Source organism: Streptomyces sp. NPDC090106 (assembly GCF_044747265.1).
Classification (GTDB): Bacteria; Actinomycetota; Actinomycetes; order Streptomycetales; family Streptomycetaceae; genus Streptomyces.
On the sequence record NZ_JBIVDS010000007.1, the window covers coordinates 564929 to 585974 of the forward strand.

The 21046-nt window shown below is 73.2% G+C and carries 14 protein-coding genes; 8 read left to right on the forward strand and 6 right to left on the reverse strand.

Annotated elements, in window-relative coordinates:
- Window positions 1–21 precede the first annotated feature (21 nt).
- From ACIPSE_RS25070 to ACIPSE_RS25085, 4 genes are all read right to left on the reverse strand, one after another.
- Entirely contained in the window at window positions 22–528 is a 507-nt protein-coding gene (locus ACIPSE_RS25070; RefSeq protein ID WP_401666012.1) for an SRPBCC family protein, read from the reverse strand.
- A 214-nt stretch (window positions 529–742) separates the two neighbouring features.
- Window positions 743–1168: a DUF6003 family protein gene (locus tag ACIPSE_RS25075; protein WP_401666014.1), complete on the reverse strand. Its 426-nt coding sequence runs from the start codon at window positions 1166–1168 to the stop codon at window positions 743–745.
- A 161-nt stretch (window positions 1169–1329) separates the two neighbouring features.
- Window positions 1330–2820 (reverse strand): pyridoxal phosphate-dependent decarboxylase family protein, encoded by a 1491-nt coding sequence (locus ACIPSE_RS25080; RefSeq protein ID WP_401666016.1) that lies wholly within the window; start codon window positions 2818–2820, stop codon window positions 1330–1332.
- Window positions 2810–4240, reverse strand: a complete 1431-nt coding sequence (locus ACIPSE_RS25085; protein WP_401666018.1) for an MFS transporter — start codon at window positions 4238–4240, stop codon at window positions 2810–2812. The genes ACIPSE_RS25080 and ACIPSE_RS25085 overlap by 11 nt, the downstream gene beginning before the upstream one ends.
- Window positions 4241–4527: 287 nt before the next feature.
- On the opposite strand from ACIPSE_RS25085, the gene ACIPSE_RS25090 reads away from it, so the two are divergent.
- Both ACIPSE_RS25090 and ACIPSE_RS25095 read left to right on the forward strand, forming a co-directional pair.
- On the forward strand, window positions 4528–5073 hold the full coding sequence (locus ACIPSE_RS25090) for a DoxX family protein (RefSeq protein ID WP_401666021.1): 546 nt from the start codon (window positions 4528–4530) through the stop codon (window positions 5071–5073).
- Window positions 5074–5165: 92 nt separating this feature from the next.
- Window positions 5166–5819, forward strand: coding sequence for an alpha/beta hydrolase (locus ACIPSE_RS25095; RefSeq protein WP_401666024.1), 654 nt, complete (start codon window positions 5166–5168; stop codon window positions 5817–5819).
- Between the two features lie 277 nt (window positions 5820–6096).
- On the opposite strand, the gene ACIPSE_RS25100 is transcribed toward ACIPSE_RS25095, so the two are convergent.
- Window positions 6097–7533: a hypothetical protein gene (locus tag ACIPSE_RS25100; protein ID WP_401666026.1), complete on the reverse strand. Its 1437-nt coding sequence runs from the start codon at window positions 7531–7533 to the stop codon at window positions 6097–6099.
- Between the two features lie 134 nt (window positions 7534–7667).
- Here ACIPSE_RS25100 and ACIPSE_RS25105 point away from each other — a divergent pair, with 134 nt between their 5' ends.
- The 6 genes from ACIPSE_RS25105 to ACIPSE_RS25130 all read left to right on the forward strand — a co-directional run bounded on the left by ACIPSE_RS25105 (window position 7668) and on the right by ACIPSE_RS25130 (window position 19742).
- Complete coding sequence (locus tag ACIPSE_RS25105) at window positions 7668–8720, forward strand: AsnC family transcriptional regulator (protein ID WP_401666029.1); 1053 nt, start codon at window positions 7668–7670, stop codon at window positions 8718–8720.
- 75 nt (window positions 8721–8795) lie between these two features.
- Window positions 8796–9797 (forward strand): mechanosensitive ion channel family protein, encoded by a 1002-nt coding sequence (locus ACIPSE_RS25110; RefSeq protein ID WP_401666031.1) that lies wholly within the window; start codon window positions 8796–8798, stop codon window positions 9795–9797.
- A 321-nt stretch (window positions 9798–10118) separates the two neighbouring features.
- Entirely contained in the window at window positions 10119–12701 is a 2583-nt protein-coding gene (locus tag ACIPSE_RS25115; protein WP_401666033.1) for a beta-L-arabinofuranosidase domain-containing protein, read from the forward strand.
- Between the two features lie 60 nt (window positions 12702–12761).
- Window positions 12762–16166, forward strand: coding sequence for a glycosylhydrolase-like jelly roll fold domain-containing protein (locus ACIPSE_RS25120; protein WP_401666036.1), 3405 nt, complete (start codon window positions 12762–12764; stop codon window positions 16164–16166).
- Window positions 16167–16195: 29 nt separating this feature from the next.
- Window positions 16196–19432: a family 78 glycoside hydrolase catalytic domain gene (locus ACIPSE_RS25125; protein ID WP_401666038.1), complete on the forward strand. Its 3237-nt coding sequence runs from the start codon at window positions 16196–16198 to the stop codon at window positions 19430–19432.
- Window positions 19433–19526: 94 nt separating this feature from the next.
- Window positions 19527–19742 (forward strand): hypothetical protein, encoded by a 216-nt coding sequence (locus tag ACIPSE_RS25130; RefSeq protein ID WP_401666102.1) that lies wholly within the window; start codon window positions 19527–19529, stop codon window positions 19740–19742.
- A gap of 47 nt (window positions 19743–19789) precedes the next feature.
- Here the strand turns inward: ACIPSE_RS25130 and ACIPSE_RS25135 are convergent, their stop codons facing one another.
- Complete coding sequence (locus tag ACIPSE_RS25135) at window positions 19790–20812, reverse strand: LacI family DNA-binding transcriptional regulator (protein ID WP_401666040.1); 1023 nt, start codon at window positions 20810–20812, stop codon at window positions 19790–19792.
- Window positions 20813–21046: the final 234 nt, after the last annotated feature.

Consider the following 21046-nt stretch of genomic DNA (forward strand, 5'->3'; position numbering starts at 1 on the left):
CACCGGGCGCGCGGACCGCGCTCAGGCGCCCTTCGACTCCAGCTCGCGCTTGAGGTTGCGCAGGGTCGTCTCGATGTTGCGGGCCTGGAAGGCGGCGAAGGTGTGGCCCGAAGTGGCCAGCCGGTCGAAGGCGTTGGCGACGAAGTCCGGCCACCGGCGCCGGTCGTCCGTCCAGGTCTCCGTGACCCGCGTGCCGGCGTCGACCGCCTCGAAGCGGTACTCCCAGGTGGCGATGGGTCCGCGCAGCCGGGGCGTGCGGGCGCCGATCGCGTGGACGCGGAAGGCGAAGCGGCGGGCGGGTTCGGCCGCCGTGACGGTGCACCGCGTCACCCAGCGGAACCGCCCGCGCTTGTTGCGTCCCGTGAAGGTCCCGCCGACGGCCGCCGGGCCGCCCGCCGCCTCCCCGGAGATCCCGAGGTTCTCCGGACTCCAGCGCCCCATCTGCTCGGGACGGCTCACCGCCTGGTAGGCGATCGCGGGTGGAACGTCGATGAGGATGCTGCTGCTCACGGTGAACACTCGGGCCACGGTGCCGCCTCCCGTCGGGGACCTGAAGCTACTGCCGGGTAGGAATGATGGCACGGGTCGGGAGGGAGGGTGCGCGGCGGTGGCCCGCAGGTGTGTGGGGCGGCGCCGTGTTCGACGCGCGGGCGTCGGTGGGTGCCGGTGGCCGCCGGCCGGTGTCGGCTGGTGCCGGCGGGCGCCGGTGGGTCTCGGCGGGTGGTGGCCCGGAGGGCTTCTCTCAGTGCTGCTCCATCCCCTTGACGACGGCCAGGTCCTCGCCGGTCAGTTCCGCCACCCGGTGTGCCGGGACCCCGGCGGCGAGGGCGCGGGTGAGCAGCGCGTCCCGGCCGTCCACGCGGGAGCGGTAGGCGAGCAGGTCCTCCTCCAGTCCGGCCAGGGTGACCGGCGCGAGCTCGTGCCGCAGCCGGATCAGCTCCTCGTCGCCGAGCGGCACGGGCAGGCGTTCGGCGTCCTCGGGGATGGCGGCCGTCTCCTCCGGGGGCAGCAGGCGCAGATCGGGCGAGGTCGCGGACACCCCCTGCGCGTGCAGCCACGCCCGTACGGCCGGAGTCTCCATGCAGGCCAGTTCGCCCACCGCCGTGGGAGGCACCCCCAGCGTCGGTGCCGCGTCGGTCAGCAGAACGAGGTAGGCGTCGTCGGTCATCGGGGGTCCTCCCGGGCGGGGCGTCGGTGCTGATCGCAGCCCTGATACCCGCTGACCGCCGACTTACGACCCGCGACGGCGAGGCGGCGCGCGAAGGGGCCCGTACGGAGGACGGCACCCCGGGCCGCCCGCCGCCCGGGCCCCGGGGAGTCCACGAGCCGTCACACGCGGAACAGCGTTCCGACGAACTCCGCCAGCAGCCGCTCCTTGAGCCTCGGAGCGAGCGCGTCCAGGAGGGCGAGGACCGGCGCCATCCGGTCCGGCAGCCGGTCGTCCCGGCCGCCCAGCCCGGCGAACGCCAGCAGTCCCGCGACCTCCTCCGGGGTCAGGTTGTCCGGATCCAGCCCGGCCGCCAGTGCGGCGAGTGCGGGGTCGACGGCGACGGGGTCCAGCGCGCGGGCCGCGTCCAGCGAGGCGGCCAGGTCCGTGAGCAGGTCCCCGACCCGGCCGCCGGTGGCGGGGGTGAGCGTCAGATGGAGGTTGGGCGGCAGATCTCCGTAGGACAGCTGGGGCTGGAGGTACCAGCCCCGTGCGCGCATCTCGTCGGCGGTGTGCAGGACGAGCCCCACGTCCGGGGTGCCGTCGGCATCGATGACGGTGAACGCCACCAGGCTGCCCGCCGGTTCACCGAGCACGCGCACCCCCGGCGTCGCCCGCAGCCCTCGCAGGAGACGTCCGGCGGCGTCGGCCACCTGGGCGGCGAGCGCCGTGTACCCCTCCTCGCCGACGTATTTCAGCACCGCCCACGCCTGCGCCAGCAGCCCGCCCGGCTTGGTGCCCTGGACAGTGGGGTTGACCACCGGATAGCCGGGCCAGCGGGCGTGGGCGAAGTACTGGTGGCGGCGGAGTTCGGCGTCACGGTAGAGGACCACGGAGGCGCCCTTGTCCGCGTAGCCGTACTTGTGCAGATCCACGGAGAGCGACGTCACCCCCTGGACCGACAGGTCGAACGGCTCCACCGGACGCCCGGTGCGCCGCAGGAACGGCAGGTACCAGCCGCCGATGCAGGCGTCCACATGGCACAGCACCCCGCGGGCCGCCGCCGCGGCGGCGATCTCGGGCACCGGGTCCACCACCCCGTGGGCGTAGGACGGCGCCGACGCCACGACCAGAGCGGTCCGTTCGGTCGTCGCCGCGTCCATCGCGGCCGGCACGGCCCGGAACGTCACCGGGTCGACCGGCACCACCACCGCCTCCACGTCCAGATAGTGCGCGGCCTTGTGGAACGCGGCGTGCGCGGTGGCGGGCAGCACCACCTGCGGCCGGTCCACGCCCTGGGCGGCGCGGGCCCGGTCCCGGGCGGCCTTGACCACCAGCATGATCGACTCCGTGCCGCCGCTGGTGAACGTGCCCTGCGTCCCCGGACCGCCGCCCAGCACCCGGGCGACCGTGCCCACGAGGTCGTTCTCCAGCACGCCCACGCTCGGGAAGACCGTCGGATCAAGCGCGTTGACGCTCGCGAACGTCCGGTAGGCGTCCGCCGCGAGGTCGTCGAGCCCCGGCAGCGCCGCGTCGTAGACATAGGCGAAGGTCCGTCCGCCGCGCGTCGGGGCGTCGTTCCGCCTCATGGTCCGCAGTTCCGCGAGCACGTCCTCGGCGGTCCGCCCGGCGGGCGGCACGGGGTCCGGCGGTCCGGAGGGTTCAGGGGGCATGGCGGATCTCTTCCTCTCCAGTGGGCGGACCGGGTACGGCGGCGCCGCTCCCGGCGACACCCTCCTCCCGGCCGTAGCGGCGCAGCAGCACGAGCGCGCCGAGCGCGACGAGAGCGGGCAGCAGGCTCATGCCGACGGTGATCCCGGTCAGCGCGGCCCCGGGCTGGACGGCCTCCTCGGCCGCGTCGGACGATCGGAAGCCCGTCACCGTGAGGACCAGCGCGAACAGCCCGCTGCCCAGGGCGAGGGCGAGCGTCTCCGCCGCCGTCCACAGTCCGGTGAAGGTCGCGGCCCGCCGCCGCCCGGTCGCCGCCACGTCGGCCGCGAGGGTCTCGGCCAGCATCGTCAGCGGCAGCAACTGGAGCCCGGCGTAGGCGACACCGACCAGGGCCACCGACATGTAGCACAGTCCGAACGGCGCGTACGGGGTCAGGCTCAGGGACGCGGCCGCCGCGGTGAACAGCACCGAGGCGCACCACTGGGCCGACGTCGTGCCCCGGGCGCGGGCGAGGCGGTTCCACAGCGGCATCACCACCGCCATCGGCCCGATCATGCAGATGAACAGCCAGGTCACGGCGGTGGGGGAGCCGAGGGTGTAGGTCGCGAAGTACTGCACTCCGGCCAGCATCACGCCCACCGCGAGCGCCTGGAGCGTCCACATGCCGAGCAGCGCCGCGAACGCCGGATGGCCCCGGGCGGCGGAGAGCTGGGCGCGCAGGGACGCCTCGGCCCGGCTGCGGGCCACCACCGGCGCCCGTCGGGTGGCCCGCCAGGCGCCGAGCATGCCGACGGCGAGCAGGACGGCGACCACCGCGCCCATCGTGCGATAGCTCGCCGGGGTGTCCCCGTCGGCGTGCGCGATCGCCGGTGCCACCGCACCGGACAGCAGGATGGCCGCACCGAGGAATCCGACCCGCCAGGCCAGCACCCGGCCGCGCTCCACCGGGTCCTCCGTCATCTCGGCCGGCATCGTCACATAGGGCACCTGGAACACCGCGTACGCCGTCGCGGCCAGCAGGAACAGCACCGCGACATAGACGGCCGCGCCCGCGCCGCGCACCGGCGGGGCCGCGAAGATCAGCGCGAACAGCGGCGGCAGCGTGAGCGCGCCGGCCAGGAGGAACGGTCTGCGGGAACCGCCCCGGGCGCGACTGCGGTCGGCGGCTGCCCCGACCAGGGGGTTGATGAGCACGTCCCACGCCTTGGGAAGGAAGACGGCGGCCCCGGCGACGGCCGTTCCGACGGCGAGGACGTCGGTCAGGTAGTACAGCAGGATCAGCCCCGGCACCGTGCCGAAGGTGCCCGTGGCCAGGGAGCCGAGGCCGTATCCGACGCGTACGGCACGCGGCAGCGGCGGTGCGGCGGCCGGTGGTCCGGCTGAGTCCGGGGGCAGCGGCCGGGAGGGTGACGGCTCGGGCACGGGCGTCCTGAGGGCGTAGGAGAGGACGGACCGGCGCTACGACGGCCCGTTCCGCCGGGGAACGGCGTGAATGCGTGCGCCAGATCATGGAACAGCGGCGGTGTCCCGGGCAAGGGTCGGTGAGGCGGTCGCGGGGCCCCCGGTTTTGTTGAAGTTTCACGGAGTGGGTTAGGGTCGAGATCGCTTGAACATTCAAAGACCCATGAACCGCTGGGCCGGCCGAATGCGCTGAACGCACTCGACGCACCGCCCTCTTGCCGTCCGACGACCCCACACCGGAGGACCCCATGACGAACACCCTCGTCCCCCCGCACCCCGTCACCGCGTCCGAACACCCCGCCGCCTCCCCGCACGCCTACGACGTCGGCCTGCTCATCGTCCGGCTCACGCTCGGCCTGACCGCCGCCGCGCACGGCACGCAGAAGCTGTTCGGCTGGTTCGGCGGCGGAGGACTGGACGGAACCGGGCAGTTCTTCGAGATGAGCGGCTACCCGTCCGGCCGGACCATGGCGCTGGTCGCGGGCCTGAGCGAGACGCTCGGTGGCCTCGGCCTCGTCCTCGGCCTGCTGACCCCGCTCGCCGGGGCCGCCGTCCTCGGCACGATGATCAACGCCATGGCCGTCAAGTGGGCGGGAGGTTTCTTCGCTCCCGCCGGCGTCGAGTACGAACTCCTCTTCGCGGCCACCGCCGCGGGCCTCGCCCTGACCGGGCCCGGCCGCCTCGCCGTCGACCGCCTGCTGCCGGTGCTGCGCGCACACCGCCTTCTGTACGGCGCCGCCGCCGTCGTCCTCGCGGCCGTGATCGCCGGACTCGTCCTGCTCATCCGGAACTGACGCGCGCGGTGACGGCGTCCACCACCCAGGCCGACGCCGTCACTGCCCCGCCCCACCCGTCCCGTCCCGAATTCCCGCACCGGAGTCGCCCCGTGACCTTCACCGTTCCGCCCGTCGTCGCCACCCGGGGTGATTCCGGCCGCCCTCTCGTCGTCCTGCTGCACGGCCGCGGCTCGCGCGAGAGCGAGATCATCGCGCTGGCCGACGCCCTTCCGCCCGAGTTCGACTACACGGCGGTCCGCGCGCCCATCGCCGAGCACGGAGGCTTCGCCTGGTTCGCCAACCGGGGCATCGGACGTCCGGTCGCCGCGTCGCTGCGCGAGACCATGGACTGGTTCCGGGCCTGGCTCGACCGCGTGGCCCCGCAGGGACGTCCCGTCTTCCTCGTCGGGTTCAGCGGAGGTGCCGCGTTCGCGGGCGGACTGCTCCTGGACGACCCGGCGCGTTACGCGGGCACCGCGGTCCTCTCCGGCACCCTGCCCTTCGACGCCGGTCTGAGCACCGGCCCGGGGACGCTGAACGGTGCCCGTGTCTTCGTCGCGCAGGGCGACCACGACCAGGTCATCCCGCGCGAACTCCTCGACCGGACCTGGGACTTCCTCTCGGTCGGGTCCGGGGCCGTGACGACCGCCCGCCGCGACCCGGTCGGCCACACGATCGCCCCGGACGCGCTGGCGGCGCTGGGGGAGTGGCTGCGCGACGGGACGCCTTCCGACCCGGACGACTCCGCACCGCTAGCCCACTGACCGTCCGCCAGGACCCGGGCCGATGCGGGGGAAGGGCGCCGGAACGAGTCAGGTCCGGCGCGCCGGGCCGCCCGGGGTCCGGGTCCGGCGGAGGCGGCCGGGTGGTGGGCGGTCCGGCGGTCGGGACGGGGCCTGTGCGTCGGCTGCGTTCGTGGGGTTCGTCCCGGTGTCGGCTGCTGGATGGGCGGGGCCTTTTCGTTGGTCGGTGCGTGTGCCGCGGAGACGTCGGCCCGAGCCGCTCGCCCAGGTCCGGTGCGCGCGGTCCGGGCTCCGTGCCTCAGCGTCGGTGCCGCAACAAGCTCGCGAGCGTTGCCGCCGTGCCGAGTGTCCTGCTCACGCGCCCTGGGCGGGTCACGGTGCCGAGGCCGTCGGCGGGCGCCGCGTCGATGCGGCGGAGGAGGCGGTGGAAGCCGTCGAGCTGACGCAGGAGCAGATCGACGTCGACGTAGGCGTCCTGACGCGTGGACAGGAGGTACTGCGGGGCGGTGACCAGGGAGACGGCCGGGATACCGTGCTGGTACAGCGGCTCGCCCTCGCCGAAGTGGACCATCGGGCCGGGCGCCGAGACGCGGATCGGGCCCGGCTCGGGTCCGTGCCACTCCTGGTCGACCAGATGCTTGAGCTCCCGTGTCGTGGCGTACAGCAGTTCGGGCTCCGCGGCGCCGGTCGGACCGTACCGGCCCGTCGTGGGATCGTCGCGGTACTCGACCGCGCCCAGGTGCTCGATCGCGAGCCCCGCGACGGCCCGTCGCGGTCCCGACCAGTACTCGGGGTGGTCGCGCAGCCAGCGGGTGGTCGCCTGGCCCTCGTCCGTGACCGCGGGGATGCGCAGATGCCCGGTCGCCAGGACGAACACGACGGTGCGACGGGGCGGGGCCGCGCAGAGCGCGCGGGCCAGTTCGACGAGCCCGATGTGCCCGTTCTCCTCCACGGAGTTCGTGCCGTCGCTGTGGCTGACGACCAGGACCGTCTCGTCCGGAAGGTCCGTGCCCTCGATCACCGTCCAGACCGTGCGCGTGGGGACGCGCGGGGTCAGCCGCGCGTCGAGGACCAGCGTGGCCGCCGCGCCGTCGCGCGCCGCGTCGAGGACGGTGTCGGCCTCCGGCCCCGCGACGAACACCGCCGGCAGGTCCTGGTAGGGGAGCGTGAACGGGACGTACTGGTCGCGCGCGTTGTCCGGGGTGATGTCCCGCCACACGAACACGACCCCGCGGACCCCGGCCTTCCGGGTCCGGGCCAGTCCGGCGCCCGCGAGGGTGGCGCTGATCAGCGGGACGGAGCGCGGGCCCCAGCCCTCGGTGCCGTCCCAGGTGCGGACGAGTCGGCCCACGGGCAGCGGACGGTTGCGCAGCTCGACCACCGCGATTCCGTCACGCGCCTTCGACCAGCGGGGGAGCGGGCCGCCGAGGAGCCGGAGCGGGCCGCGCACACCGTCGGGGCCGGTCGCGCCGGAGTAGGGGAAGGCTGAGGAGGGAAGCACGGCGGGCCCGTCGCCGATGGTGAGCCGCAGTCCGTCCTGCGCCGTGGGCGCGTCCCAGCGGGTGAACGTGTGGACGTCCTCCTGGACACGCAACCCCAGGTCCGTCCACCGGCGAGCGACATGCCCGACGAGCCGTCCATGGGCGTCGTTGCCCGTCAACCGCGGCCCCCAGGCGTCCAGCAGCGCGATCTCGCGCCGGGCGGCCTCTCGCGCCGCGCCGTCTCCCTCCCGCATGAGTCCGATCCTCCGTCTCCCGGCCGATCCGGCCGTCCACAGGCCACGCCGGTCGCGGCTCGCTCGTCACTACACTCCGACAAATGACCCGGAAGTCCGGTACAACGCCGGAAAACGACTCAGGATCCCTGCACATGCCGGATTCCGGCACGGCCGCGGCGCCTCCCGCCACCGCGCTCACCGAACTCGACCTGGCCCTCTTCGACGCGCTCCAGACCTCCCCGCGCGCCCCCTGGCCGAGGATCGGGCGTGCCCTCGGCGTGGACGGGACCACCGCAGCCCGCCGCTGGGAGCGGCTGCGCCGCGCGGGGCTCGCCTGGATCACGGCGCACGAGGGGGTCGGGACCGCGACGGTCGGCTATGCGCGGGTGCGGTGCGCACCCCGGCACGCGGCGTCGGTGAGCGCGGCGGTGGCCCGGCTGCCCTGGGTCTTCGGCGTCGACGAGACCGACGGCGACCACGACCTCGCACTGGCCCTGCTGGCCACCGACCTGCCCGCACTCGGCCGCGCGGTGCGTGAGGAGATCGGCGGTCTCCGGGGCGTGCGGGCGGTCCGGACGGCGGTCGGCATCACGCAGTACGGCGAGAGCAGCAGCTGGCGGACCCGGGCCATGGACTCCTCGGGCCGGGCCGAGCTCCCGCAGCCGCGGCCCGCGGGTCCGTACTCCTTCAGCGCCCGCACGCACGACCGCAGACCGCCCGAGGAGCAGGCGCTGCTCAGCGCCCTGGCCGAGGACGGCAGACTGCCCTGGACCGAGCTCGCGGCACGGACCGGGACCGGTGAGCACACCGCGCGGCGCCGCGTCCAGCGCATGATCCGCGACGGGGACGTCGTCCTGCGCTGCGACCTGGCGCACCGGCTCGCCGGGCTGCCCGCCGTGCTGATCTACCGGGCCGCCGTGCCCCACGCCGGGCTGGCCCGGACGGGGAACGCGCTGGCCCGCCTGGAGCAGGTACGGATGTGCGCGTCCGTGAGCGGTCCGGACAATCTGCTCTTCGTGCCCTGGCTGCACGGTCTGGACGCGGTCGGCCCGTTCGACGAGCTGCTCGCCGCGCGCTTTCCCGACGTCGAGGTCAGGGAGCGCACCGTCGTCCTGCACTCGGTGAAGCGGATGGGGCGTCTCCTGGACCCGTGGGGACGGGCCACCGGGCAGGTCCCGGTCAGGGCCGGTGGCGGTCCCGGCTGACGATCATGCTTTTCGGCGCAGTGGGTAGGCGCGTCCGACGACAGCGCGAAGCCTACGAACGGAGTCCCCGTGCCGATGCCGAACCCACCCCTTCTCGCCACCCCTGACGCGGTGGTTCCGCTGGCCGTGGAGTGGCCCGACTGGATCGGCGACCACAGTGCCGCGCTCATCGAGATACCGCTGCGCATCGTCCTGATCATCGTGGTGCTCGCCGTCGTCCGCTGGGTGGCGGGGCGGGCCATCACCCGCATCGTGCGGCATGTGCTGCAACCCGGTTCGGGGGAGGGCGAGCCGAGGCCGGCCCGCCGGTCCGGCCGAGGGCTGACCGTCCTCCAGCGGGACCGCTCCCGGGGCTTCCAGCGGCGCGAGCAGCGGGCCCGCACGATCGGCACGGTGCTCGGCAGCACCGTGACGATCATGCTGTCGCTCGTGGGTGTCGCCATGGTGCTCGACCAGGTCGGTATCGCCCTGGGGCCGCTGCTGGCGAGCGCCGGAGTGGTCGGCCTGGCGATCGGGTTCGGCGCCCAGAGCCTGGTCGCCGACTATCTGTCCGGTCTGCTGATCATGATCGAGGACCAGTACGGCGTCGGGGACTCCGTCGACCTCGGTGAGGCCGTCGGCGAGGTCGAGCACGTGGGCCTGCGGCTGACGCACGTCCGCGACCTGAACGGCGGGCTGTGGCACATCCGCAACGGGGAGATCCTGCGGGTGCGCAACGACAGCCAGGACTGGGCGCGTGCCGTCCTCGACGTCGCCGTGGCCCACGAGGCCGACCTGGACGCCGTCCATCAGGTGCTGGAGGAGACCGGCCGTGAGCTGCGTGAGGACCCCGCCTTCGCGGACCTGCTCCTGGAGGACCCCTCGGTGTGGGGCGTGCAGTCGCTGGACGCCGACGGTGTCGTCGTGCGGATCGCCGTCAAGACCGTCCCGCAGCAGCAGTGGGGCGTCACCCGGGAGCTGCGCCGCCGGGTCAAGGTGGCTCTCGACGGCGCCGGTATCGACATCCCGTTCCCGCGGCGCACGATCTGGCTGCGCACGGAGAACCAGGCCGACGAACCGGTGTCGTCGGGGCGTTGACGGGGCGTTGACGGGGCGCGTCCGAACGCCCGTGAATTGAACGTTTCAAATCCCTCTGTTGCTCCGGCAGTTGGGGGGAGGCGGATGGGGGCGGCTGGTTCGATCATTCGAACCAGCCGCCCCCATCAGGCATTTCACTCTTCCCGCCGCCTGGGCTTCATTCAATACCTGTGAGAAGTCTTGACGTTGATGGTGGCCGAGCTTAGCGTCTGCGCCTGCACAGTAAAAACGATTCAATCAGCGCGGCGCGGCGCTCGGGCCCCAGGCGGGTCGTTCGTCGGCCGCGTGTGTCAGCCGTCCCGTCCTAGGGGGTCCCGCACGTTGTCCGCCCCACGCGACCACGCCGCCCTGTCCCGGCGCCAGATCCTCTTCACCGCCACCGCCACGGCGGCCGTCACCGCGACCGGGGCCGTGACCCCCGCGTTCGCCGCCGCCCCCGCCGCAGGCGCCCCCGTCACCGGCGCCACCGCCGGAGGCACCCCGCCCGCAGCCGCTCCCGCCCTCGCGGCCTTCGCACTCTCCGAGGTCCGGCTGCTGGAGAGCCCCTTCCTCGCCAACATGCGCCGCACCTGCGCCTATCTCCTCTTCGTCGACCTCGACCGGCTGCTGCACACCTTCCGGCTCACCGTGGGGCTCCCCTCCACCGCCGAACCCTGCGGCGGCTGGGAAGCCCCGAACATCCAACTGCGCGGCCACACCACCGGCCACCTCCTCAGCGGCCTCGCGCAGGCCCACGCGAACACCGGCGACCCGGCCTACGCCGACCGGGGCCGCGCCCTGGTGTCCGCCCTCGCCGCATGCCAACAGGCAGCCCCGGCCGCCGGGTTCACCCCCGGCTACCTCTCCGCCTTCCCCGAGTCCGTCTTCGACCAGCTGGAAGCGGGCGGCAAGCCCTGGGCGCCCTACTACACCCTGCACAAGATCATGGCGGGCCTGCTCGACCAGTACCGCCTCAGCGGCAACCGGCAGGCCCTCGACGTCCTGCGGGAGATGGCCGCCTGGGCCGACGCCCGCACCGCCCCGCTGTCGTACGAGCGGATGCAGAACCTGCTCAAGGTCGAGTTCGGCGGCATGAACGACGTCCTGACCCGGCTCCACCAGGAGACCGGAGACCCGGCACACCTGCGCACCGCCCGCCGCTTCGACCACGAGGAGCTGTACGCGCCGCTCGCCGCCGGACGCGACGAACTCGCCGGACGGCACGCCAACACCGAGATCGCGAAGATCGTCGGCGCCGTGCCCTCGTACGAGGCCACGGGGGAGAGCCGCTACCTCGACATCGCCGACACCTTCTGGACGACCGTCGTACGCCACCACTCCTACGCCATCGGCGGCAACTCCAACCAGGAACTCTTCGGCCCGCCCGACGAGATCGTCAGCAGGCTCTCCGAGGTCACCTGCGAGAACTGCAACAGCTACAACATGCTCAAGCTCGGCCGCCACCTCTTCCTGCACGACCCCGCCCGGGCCGCGTACATGGACCACTACGAGTGGACCCTCTACAACCAGATGCTGGGGGAGCAGGACCCCGACTCCGCGCACGGCTTCGTCACCTACTACACCGGGCTGTGGGCGGGGTCGCGGCGCGAGCCCAAGGGCGGACTCGGCTCCGCGCCCGGCAGTTACAGCGGCGACTACGACAACTTCTCCTGCGACCACGGCACCGGTCTGGAGACCCACACCAAGTTCGCCGACTCCGTTTACTTCCGCTCCGCCGGCCACCGCTCCCCGGCGCTCTGGGTCAACCTCTTCATCCCCTCCGAAGTCCGCTGGAACGAGGGCGGAGTGACGCTGCGTCAGGAGACGCGGTACCCGCAGGAGGGGCACACCCGGCTCACCGTCACCGAGGGCCACGGACGCTTCGCGCTGCACCTCAGGATCCCCGCCTGGGTCGCCGACACCGGCCGCGACGCCACGCTGAAGGTCAACGGCCGCCCCGTCACCGCCCGTCCGCGCCCCGGCACCTACGCGAGCGTCGAACGGACCTGGCGCACCGGCGACACCGTCGACCTCACCCTCCCGCGCCGCCCCGTGTGGACCCCGGCCCCCGACAACCGCCAGGTGACAACGCTGTCCTACGGCCCGCTCGTCCTGGCCGGAGAGTACGGGGACACCGGCCTCGCCACCCTCCCGCTGATCCAGCCGCGCTCACTTCGGCCCGTCACCGGCACCGGCACCCGGTTCACCGCGCTCGCCGACGGACAGGCGGTGACCCTGCGGCCCTTCCACGAGATCCAGCACCAGCGCTACAACGTCTACTGGGCGGTGACCCCGCCCCGCACCCGTGAACGCGACCTCGCGCACTACCCGTTGGCTGGTACGACCGCCGACACCACCGGCGCCTTCGCGGACGCCACACTCGCCCCCGGCGCGGAGTGGGCCGACGACGGCACCGGACCCGCCGTACGGTTCGACGGGAAGAGCGGTCATCTCGCCCTGCCCGCGGGGCTGCTGGCCGGACAGGACGAGCTGACGATCAGCGTCCGCGTCCGGGTCGACGCGCTCGCCGCCTCCGCCCGCGTCTTCGACTTCGGCTACCACAAGGACACCTACCTCTTCCTCGCCGCCGTCACCGGAGCCGGACGGGCCCGCGCCGCTCTGAAGATCGCCGGTATGGAACGCGAGGACGTCATCGACGGCAACGGCCCACTCCCGGTCGGGCGTTGGGCGCATGTCGCGCTGACCCTCGGCTCCGGCACCGGCGTCCTCCACCTCGACGGCCAGGAAGTGGGCCGCAACTCCGCCATGGTGGCGAGCCCGCTGCTGCTCGGCGTCACCACCCGCTCCTTCCTGGGCCGCTCCCAGAACAGCACCCACCCCTGTCTCCAAGGCGCCGTACGGGACCTGCGGATCAACAACCGTGTCCTGAGCGCCGCCGAGATCACCCGGCTCGCCACCGGCTGAGCCACCGCGCCCTTCATCTCCTCCCGCACCCCACTCATCGCATCGCACAGGAGCTTCCGCATGCCCGAAAACCCCCTGTCCAGACGCGGATTCGTGGCCGCCGCCGGGGTCGGCACCGCCCTCGCCACCGGCCTGCCCGGCCTCGGACTCGCCGTACCGCCCGCCGCCGCGGCCCCCGCCGACCGGTCCGCTCCGGGCGCCGCCCCCGCGGCCTTCACCACCCGCCGCTTCACCGACCCGCCCAAGGACAGCCGCCCCACCGTCTACTGGTACTGGAACGGACCCGTCACCCCCGAACTCGTCGACCGGCAGATGGCCGACCTGCGCGACAAGGGCATGTACGAGGTCATCCTCTTCTCCTTCGACAACGACGCCATGCGACCGGTCTTCTTCACCGAGGAATGGTTCGACATCGTCGGACACGTCCTCAGCACCGCCGAACGCACCGGGATGCGCGTCTGGTTGTTCAACGACGACCACTTCCCCAGCGGCCGGGCCGGCGAGTACGTCGTCAAGGGCGGCACCGTCGGAGACCGCACCTACACGCCCCGCCCCGACCTGCGGCTCAAGGCCCTGTGGCGCTCCACCACCGTCGTCGAGGGCCCGGTCCGCGCCGACCTGCGCCGCACCACCGGCGTCGGCGTCGAAGCCGCCCACCTGGTCGCCGACGCCGCCGTGCTCGCCGGGGCGAGCGTGCTGCGCGGCGGCGACACCTGGACCGACCTCACCGTCACCACCAGCGCCAAGGCCGACCACACGGCCGCCGGGATCGTCGTGCGCGGCTCCGCCGACGGCCTCGACGGATACGCCGTCACCTTCGACCAGACCGGCGTGGTCACCGTCCTGCGCCTGTCCCGCGACGCCGACCCCGTCCCACTCCTGCGCAGCACCCGCACGGACGGCTTCAACAAGACCAAGTACCACACCCTCGCCGTCACCCTGACCGGCTCCGACCTCACCGTGACGCTCGACGGCCGGGCCAAGGGCACCGCCACCGACGACCGTTACCCCTCCGGCGGAGTGGGCGTCCGCGCGGTCGGCGACGAACGCGGCCTGTTCGACAGCCTCACCGTCACCGCGCCCGACGGCACCACCCTGCGCACGACCACCTTCGACGACGCCGCCGACGCGGGCGGCTTCCCCGAGCGCGACGCACTGCCCGTCACGGCCGCCGCCGCGTCCGCCCGCCCCGTGGGCGCCACCGACGCCGGCCAGGTCGTCGACCTCACCGCCCGCCTCACCGACGGCGCCGACTGGCAGGTACCGGCGGGGCGCTGGCAGATCGACCTGTTCGGCGGAACCCCGCTCATCGACGACTCCCAGGGCTACAGCCGCAGTTACGTCGACCTCCTCGACGACGAACCCGTCGGCCTCTTCCTCGACATCGTCCCCGGCGAGTACCACCGCCGTTTCAAGCGGTACTTCGGCACCGTCGTGCCCGGCTTCTGGGACGACGAGCCGTTCTTCGCCTCCGCCGAGGCCCACTTCAAGCGGCTGCCCTGGTCACCCACCCTCGACAAGGCGCTGCGCGCGGTGGGCGTCGCACCCGGCATCGCCTACGCCGGTGCCTTCGACGACCTCGGCCGCACCGGCCGTATCACCCGCGGCCTGTACTGGCAGGCCGTCTCCAACCGCTTCGCCCACTACTTCCGCACCCAGGCCCAGTGGTGCGAGAAGCGCGGCGTCGCCCTCATCACCAACCCGCTCTACGACGAGACCGCGCCGTCCAAGCGCGTCCCCACCACCGGCGACCTCCACAAGGTCAACCAGTGGGCACAGGTGCCCGGCGGCGACATCATCACCGCCGAGTACGTCGCCGGACAGCAGACCATGCTGCCCCGCAACCCGGTCTCCGTCGCCCACCAGATGGGCCGGGAACGGGCGTTGATGGAGATGTTCGGCAACATGGGCTGGCAGGTGACACCCGGGTTCGTGCACGCGACCGTCGGCGCCCAGGCCGCCCGCGGCGTCAACCTGACGGTGCTGCACGCCCTGTGGACCGACGAGGCCGTCGTCTACTTCCCGCCGCCGTTCGGACCCCGCGCCCCCTGGTGGTGGTCCATGCGGCCCCTCGCCGAGTGGATCGGCCGCGTCATGGAAGCCGTCCGCGGCACCTCCGGCGCCCGCACCGCCCTGCTCCAGCCGCAGCGCGCGGCGGAACAGTGGTCGGGCACCACGCGGCAGGGCGAGGTCGACGGCGCGATCAGCGACGCCGCCTACGCCCTGGAACGCGCCCAGGTCGACTTCGACCTGCTCCACGAGGGCGCCCTCACCGGCGACCCCGACCTGCTCGCCCACGCCCGGGTGCGCGCCGGACGTCTCGCGGTGGGCGAGGCCCGCTACGACCTCGTCGTGCTGCCCGTCACCCCCACCCTGGACACCGTCACCGTGCGCGCCCTGACCGGGTTCGTCCGCGCCGGCGGCACCGTCGTCGCCGTCGGCGCGCTCCCCGCCGACGAGGCCGACGGCAACGACCGCTCCCTCAGCCGCGCCCTCGGCGACCTGTTCGGCGACACCCTCCCCGGCAGCCGCGCCCTCGGCCGCGGCCACGCCGTGCGCGTCACGGACGTCACGGGCCTCGGCGCCGCCGCGCACGACGCCGGAGCCGCCGCGGCCGTCCTGGAACCCGCCCAGGACAGCGTCCGCGCCCTGCGCGTCACCCGGGGAGCCGACACCGCCTTCGTGTTCAACAACGAGAGCGGCACGGCCCTCACCACCACCGCCGTCCTGCCCGCCACCGGTGTCCCCGAACTGTGGGAGCCGACGACCGGCGCCACCGGCACCGCGCCCGTGTACCGGGAGAGCAAGCGCGGCCTGCACGTCCCCCTGGCCCTCGCGCCCTACGAGACGCGCGTCGTCCTCGTCCGCGCCCACGCCACGGACCCGCCCCACCTCACCGACGCCCCCGTCGACGTCCTCACCGTCGAACGCCACGGGCGGGCCCTGCGCGCCACCGCCGAGGTGACCGGCCCAGGCACCCACACCCTCACCGGAACCGACGCGGGCCGCACCTACCGCGGCACCCTCCGCGTCGACGACCCGCTCACCCCGGTCCCCGTCACCGGCGACTGGACCCTCACCCTGGAGCGCGACGGCGACACCCCGGTCACCGGCCCCCTCGGCAGCTGGACCCAGTACGCCAGCCTCTTCTCCGGCAGCGGCACCTACACCCGCGACCTCGACGTGGACCGCGCCGTCCTCGACGGACGCCGCGTGCTCCTCGACCTCGGGGACGTACGGGACGTGGCCGGAGTGACCGTCAACGGCACCGCGCTCGACCCGCTGCTGTGGGCGCCGTTCGTCACCGACGTGACCGGGCTCCTCAGACCCGGCACCAACCGGATCGCCGTCCGCGTCTCCAACACCCTGTCCAACGAACGGAACAAGCCCCTGCCGTCCGGCCTCCTCGGCCCGGTCACCCTGCGCTTCAAGCGCCGCGTGACCGTCGAACTGGACCGCCTGTGACCGCCGTTCCCCGTTCCGGAAGGACCACCATGCCCCGACCCGGACGCAGACGCCTGATCGCCGTGCTGCCCGCCGCCCTGACCGCCCTCGTCACCGCGATGGCTGTGACCGTCCCGGCAGCCGCCGCGACGACCGGCACCATCGAACCCGTCCACCTGCGCACCCAGCACCTCGACGCCGCCCTCGGCATCGACGACACCACCCCCGTACTGAGCTGGGGAACCACCGCCCGCACCCCCGGCACCGTCCAACGCGCCTACCGCGTCCAGGCCGCCACCTCCGTCGCACGGCTGCGCTCCGGCCGGCCCGACCTGTGGGACTCCGGCAAGGTCGACTCCGGCACCCCGGAAACCACCTACGCGGGCCGCGCCCTCGGCTCCCGCACCCGCGTGCACTGGCGCGTCCAGCTCTGGTCCGGCGGCCACGGCGACTCCGGCTGGAGCGACCCGGCCGTTTTCGAGACCGGCCTCACCAAGGCCGCCGACTGGGACGCCCGGTGGATCACCCACCCCGAATGGCGGCTCAGCGAACGGCGGATCGAGCCCGCCGTCGTCAAGGTCCCCCGCACCACGGCCCGTTACGTCCGGCTCGACGTGACGAAGCTCGGCCTGCCCCTCAAGGAGAGCGTCGACGCCCGTACCTGGCGCCTCCAGCTCGGCGAGATCGACGTACGCGACACCGCCACCGCCGGCACCGGACTCGCCAAGGGCGCCGCCGTCACCGCCTCCGAGACCTACACCGTCCGCAAGACCTACGAACCCGCCCTCGCCGTCGACGGATTGACCAACAGCGCCCTCCAGACCGCCGCCGGCTACTCCAGCGCCGCCCACACCTCCGACGACACCTCGGCCACCCCCGTCACCCTCACCCTCGACCTGAAGTCGGCCAAGACCTTCAACGAGATCGCGCTCTACCCGCGCGCCGACGTCCTCACCGCCGACGGCGAGGTCCCGAACTTCCCCGTCGACTACGCCCTCTCGGCCTCCGACACGGCCACCGGCCCCTTCACGGACCTCACCCACGTCACCGGCCAGGAAGCCCCGAAGCCCTACCTGCCCGCCGGACTGCCCCTGCTCGCCGACGACTTCACCCTCCCGCGCGGAATCCGCAGCGCCCGGCTCTACATCGCCGGACTCGGCATCTACGACGCCACCCTCAACGGCGAACCCGTCGGCGACGCCGTGCTGGAACCCGCCAACACCGACTACCGCGACCGCGTCCAGTACGCCACCTACGACGTCACGGACCGGCTGCGCACCGGCGCCAACACCCTCGGGGTGGCCCTCGGCAACGGCATGTCCAACGTCGTCAGCACCGCCGACCGCTACCGCAAGCTCTACGGCAACATCAGCGACCCCAAGCTCCTCGCCCAACTGGAGATCACCCTCGCCGACGGCAGCCGCCGCACGGTCACCAGCGGCGACGACTGGCGCACCACGCTCGGCCCCACCACCTCCAGCAACTGGTACGGCGGCGAGGACCACGACGCCCGCCGCGAGATCCCGCACTGGGACGACCCCAAGGGCGACCGCCGCACCTGGGACCACGCCGTCACCGTCGCCGCCCCCGGCACCGCCGACACGCCCGCCGCGCTCAGCGCCCGCGAGACCGAACCCATCCGGGTCGTCGAGACCCTCACCGGCAAGGAGGTCGAAGGCGCCGACGGCAGCCGCGTCTTCGACCTGGGGCGCAACATCGCCGGCTGGCCCGAGATCACCGTCAGCGCACCCGCCGGGACCGAGGTCCGCGTCTATCCGGCGGAGAGCCTGAAGGACGGGCACGCCTTCCAGTCCATCAGCAACGTCGGCTCACCCCTGTGGGACAGCTACACCACCCGCGACGACCGCACCGCCACCTGGCACCCCACCTTCAGCTACCACGGCTTCCGCTACCTGGAGCTGAAGGGCCTGCCCCAGGGGGCGAAGGTCTCCGTACGCGGCCGGGTGCTGCGCACCGACAACAACCCGGTCGGCGACTTCACCAGCTCCGACCCGCTCATCAACGGCATCCACGGCATCATCCGGCGGTCCATCGAGGGCAACATGATGAGCGTCCTCACCGACTGCCCCAGCCGCGAGAAACTGGGCTGGCTCGAACAGGACCAGCTCGTCTTCCCGGCCCTCGCCGCCAACTACGACATGCAGGCCCAACTCCGCAAGATCGTGCGGGACATGGCCGACGCGCAGACCACCGACGGCCTGATCCCCAGCACCGTCCCCGAGTACACGAGCCTGCCCGGCGCCTACCGCAACGACTCCAACTGGGGCGGCGCCTTCGTCCTCGTCCCCTGGCAGCTCTACACCACCTACGGCGACCAGGACACCCTGCGCACCTACTACCCCGAGATGCGGCGCTACGCGGCGTTCCTGGAGAGCCAGGTCTCCGCGGGCATCCTCGACTACGGCCTGGGCGACTGGTTCACCCCGGACCGCACCTTCCCTCGCGCCGTCGCCGGGACGTACGGCTACTGGCGTGTCGTCGACGCCCTGTCCCGGATCGCCGGCGTCCTCGGTGACGACACGGCCGCCGCCGACTACCGTGCCAAGGCCGAGACCTCGTCCCAGGCCCTGACCGCCAAGTACTACGACACCGCCAACGGCACCTTCGGGGGCGGCGGGCAGGGCGCGGAGGCCCTCGCCCTCGACATGGGCGCCTACCCGGCGGGGGAGCGGGACCGTCTCCTGGCCCACTTCACCGGCTCCATCGAGACCGCGGGCTTCCATCTGCAACTCGGCGAGATCTCCCTGCCGTCCGCGTTCCGGGTGCTGTCCGCCGCCGACCGGGACGACATCGTCCACCGCATCGCCACGCAGACCACCAGCCCCAGCTACGGCTACCAGGTGCTCGCGGGGAACACGGCGCTCGGCGAGTCCTGGGACGGCGGCCCCGGCCAGTCGCAGAACCACTTCATGCTCGGCGCGATCGACTCCTGGTTCACCGGCCGGGTCGCCGGCATCGGACAGACCGCGGACTCCGTCGGCTACCGCGAACTGCTCATCGACCCCGCCGTCGAGGGCGACCTGACCTCCGCCGCGGGCTCGTACCGCACGCCCTACGGGCTGGCCCGCACCGACTGGACCCGCACCTCGGACGCCTTCCGGCTCACGGTCGACGTCCCCGCGGGCAGCACGGCCGAGATCCACGTCCCGGCCGACGACGGACACGCCACCGCCCCCGAGGGAGCCCGGAAGACCGGCGCCACGGACACCGAGGCCTTCTACCAAGTCGGTTCGGGCCACTGGACGTTCGGCTCGACCCTGAGCTGAGCGACGAGATCGACGCGCCGCCCGGGCCTCCTGCCCGGGCGGCGCGTCCGCCGTCCTGTGGTTCACCCGGCTGACCTACAGTGCGCCCGTGGAGATCAAGTGCACCCAGTGCCCGTCGTCCGACCTGCAACCGGGATTCGTCGAGGACGGCGGTGACCACGCGAGCGGATACTCGCGCTGGATACCCGGCCCCCTGGAACGGGGGATCTTCGGCGGCGCCAAGCGCTGGGGACGTCCCCGCTTCCAGATCGACGCCTACCGCTGCACGGTCTGCGGACACCTCGAACTCTTCGCCCCGCACGAGGTCTGACGGACCGTCGGCACGAGAGGGGCACCGGCCCGCCGTACCGCGTCCGTTCAGCGGGAGCCGAGGGTGGAGCGGCGCACCACCAGCTCGGGCTGGAGCACGACCTGCCGGTGCTCGTGCGGGACCGCGGGGCGCTCGGCGGTCTCCGCCAGCAGCAGCTCCGCCGCCATCGCGCCGAGGGTCACCGCGGGCTGCCGTACGGACGTCAGGGGAACGGCGGCGGCTGCCGCGAACTCGATGTCGTCGTAGCCGACGATCGCCATGTCGTCCGGGACCCGCACCCCGGCCGCGTACAGGGCCTGGAGGACGCCGAGGGCCAGGAGGTCGTTGGCGCAGAAGACGGCGGTGGGACGGTCCGCGAGGCCCAGCAGCCGGGCGCCCGCGTCCCGCCCCGCGGCGACGTCCAGGCGCTCGGTGGGGAGCTCGCGCAGGGTGTCCGGGGCGAGGCCCGCCTCCGCGAGGGCGTTCAGGACACCGGTACGCCGGTCACGGACCTGGTTCAGCTCGGGCGGCCCGCTGACGTACGCGATCGACGTGTGACCGCCGTCGAGGAGATGCCGGGCCGCGAGACCGCCGCCCGCCACGTCGTCGACCGAGACGGAGCAGCCGTCGACCCGCTCCGCGACCCGGTCCACCAGGACGAAGGGAATGCCGTGCCGGCGGAACGCGGTGATGTTGGCGCCGCTGACATCGGTGGGGGTGAGCAGGACACCCCGTACGCGCTGCTCGGCGAAGAGGGAGAGGTACTCGGCCTCCTCCTTCGGGTTCTGCGCGCTGTTGCAGACCATGACGCCGATCCCCGCCGCCCGCGCGGCCCGTTCGGCGCCGCGGGCGACGTCGACGAAGAACGGGTTGCCCATGTCGAGGACGAGCAGGCCCATGATCCTGCTGCTCCCCGCGCGGAGTTGACGTGCCGACTCGCTGCGGACGTAGCCGAGACGGTCGATCGCCGACTGGACCCGCGACCGGGTCTCGTCGGCGACGGCCTCCGGGCGGTTGATGACGTTCGAGACCGTGCCCACGGAGACTCCGGCGGCACGGGCGACGTCCTTGATACCCACCGACTGGGCCATCGGACTGGAACCTCCACAAACGGTGCACGGCGCCCCCGTCGGGGGACGCCGGTCGGACGTGTCACGTGCCGTCCTCCACGGACCGACGAAGCGCGGGCGGTCGAACCGCCCGCGCACGTCAGGGCACTTGGGGCGAGACGGATCAGAAGTTGAACTGGTCGATGTTGTCCTTGTTGAAGACGGTGGGCTTGCCGAGGTTGATGACGCCGTCCTTGCCGATGGTGTAGGTGGTGT

Excerpts from the sequence above, each read along its gene's own strand:
- ACIPSE_RS25120 (WP_401666036.1), top strand. The coding sequence starts at position 12,762 with ATGCCCGAAAACCCCCTGTCCAGACGCGGATTCGTGGCCGCCGCCGGG.
- ACIPSE_RS25080 (WP_401666016.1), bottom strand. The coding sequence starts at position 2,820 with ATGCCCCCTGAACCCTCCGGACCGCCGGACCCCGTGCCGCCCGCCGGG.
- ACIPSE_RS25100 (WP_401666026.1), bottom strand. The coding sequence starts at position 7,533 with ATGCGGGAGGGAGACGGCGCGGCGCGAGAGGCCGCCCGGCGCGAGATC.
- ACIPSE_RS25090 (WP_401666021.1), top strand. The coding sequence starts at position 4,528 with ATGACGAACACCCTCGTCCCCCCGCACCCCGTCACCGCGTCCGAACAC.
- ACIPSE_RS25125 (WP_401666038.1), top strand. The coding sequence starts at position 16,196 with ATGCCCCGACCCGGACGCAGACGCCTGATCGCCGTGCTGCCCGCCGCC.
- ACIPSE_RS25075 (WP_401666014.1), bottom strand. The coding sequence starts at position 1,168 with ATGACCGACGACGCCTACCTCGTTCTGCTGACCGACGCGGCACCGACG.
- ACIPSE_RS25135 (WP_401666040.1), bottom strand. The coding sequence starts at position 20,812 with ATGGCCCAGTCGGTGGGTATCAAGGACGTCGCCCGTGCCGCCGGAGTC.
- ACIPSE_RS25110 (WP_401666031.1), top strand. The coding sequence starts at position 8,796 with ATGCCGAACCCACCCCTTCTCGCCACCCCTGACGCGGTGGTTCCGCTG.
- ACIPSE_RS25105 (WP_401666029.1), top strand. The coding sequence starts at position 7,668 with ATGCCGGATTCCGGCACGGCCGCGGCGCCTCCCGCCACCGCGCTCACC.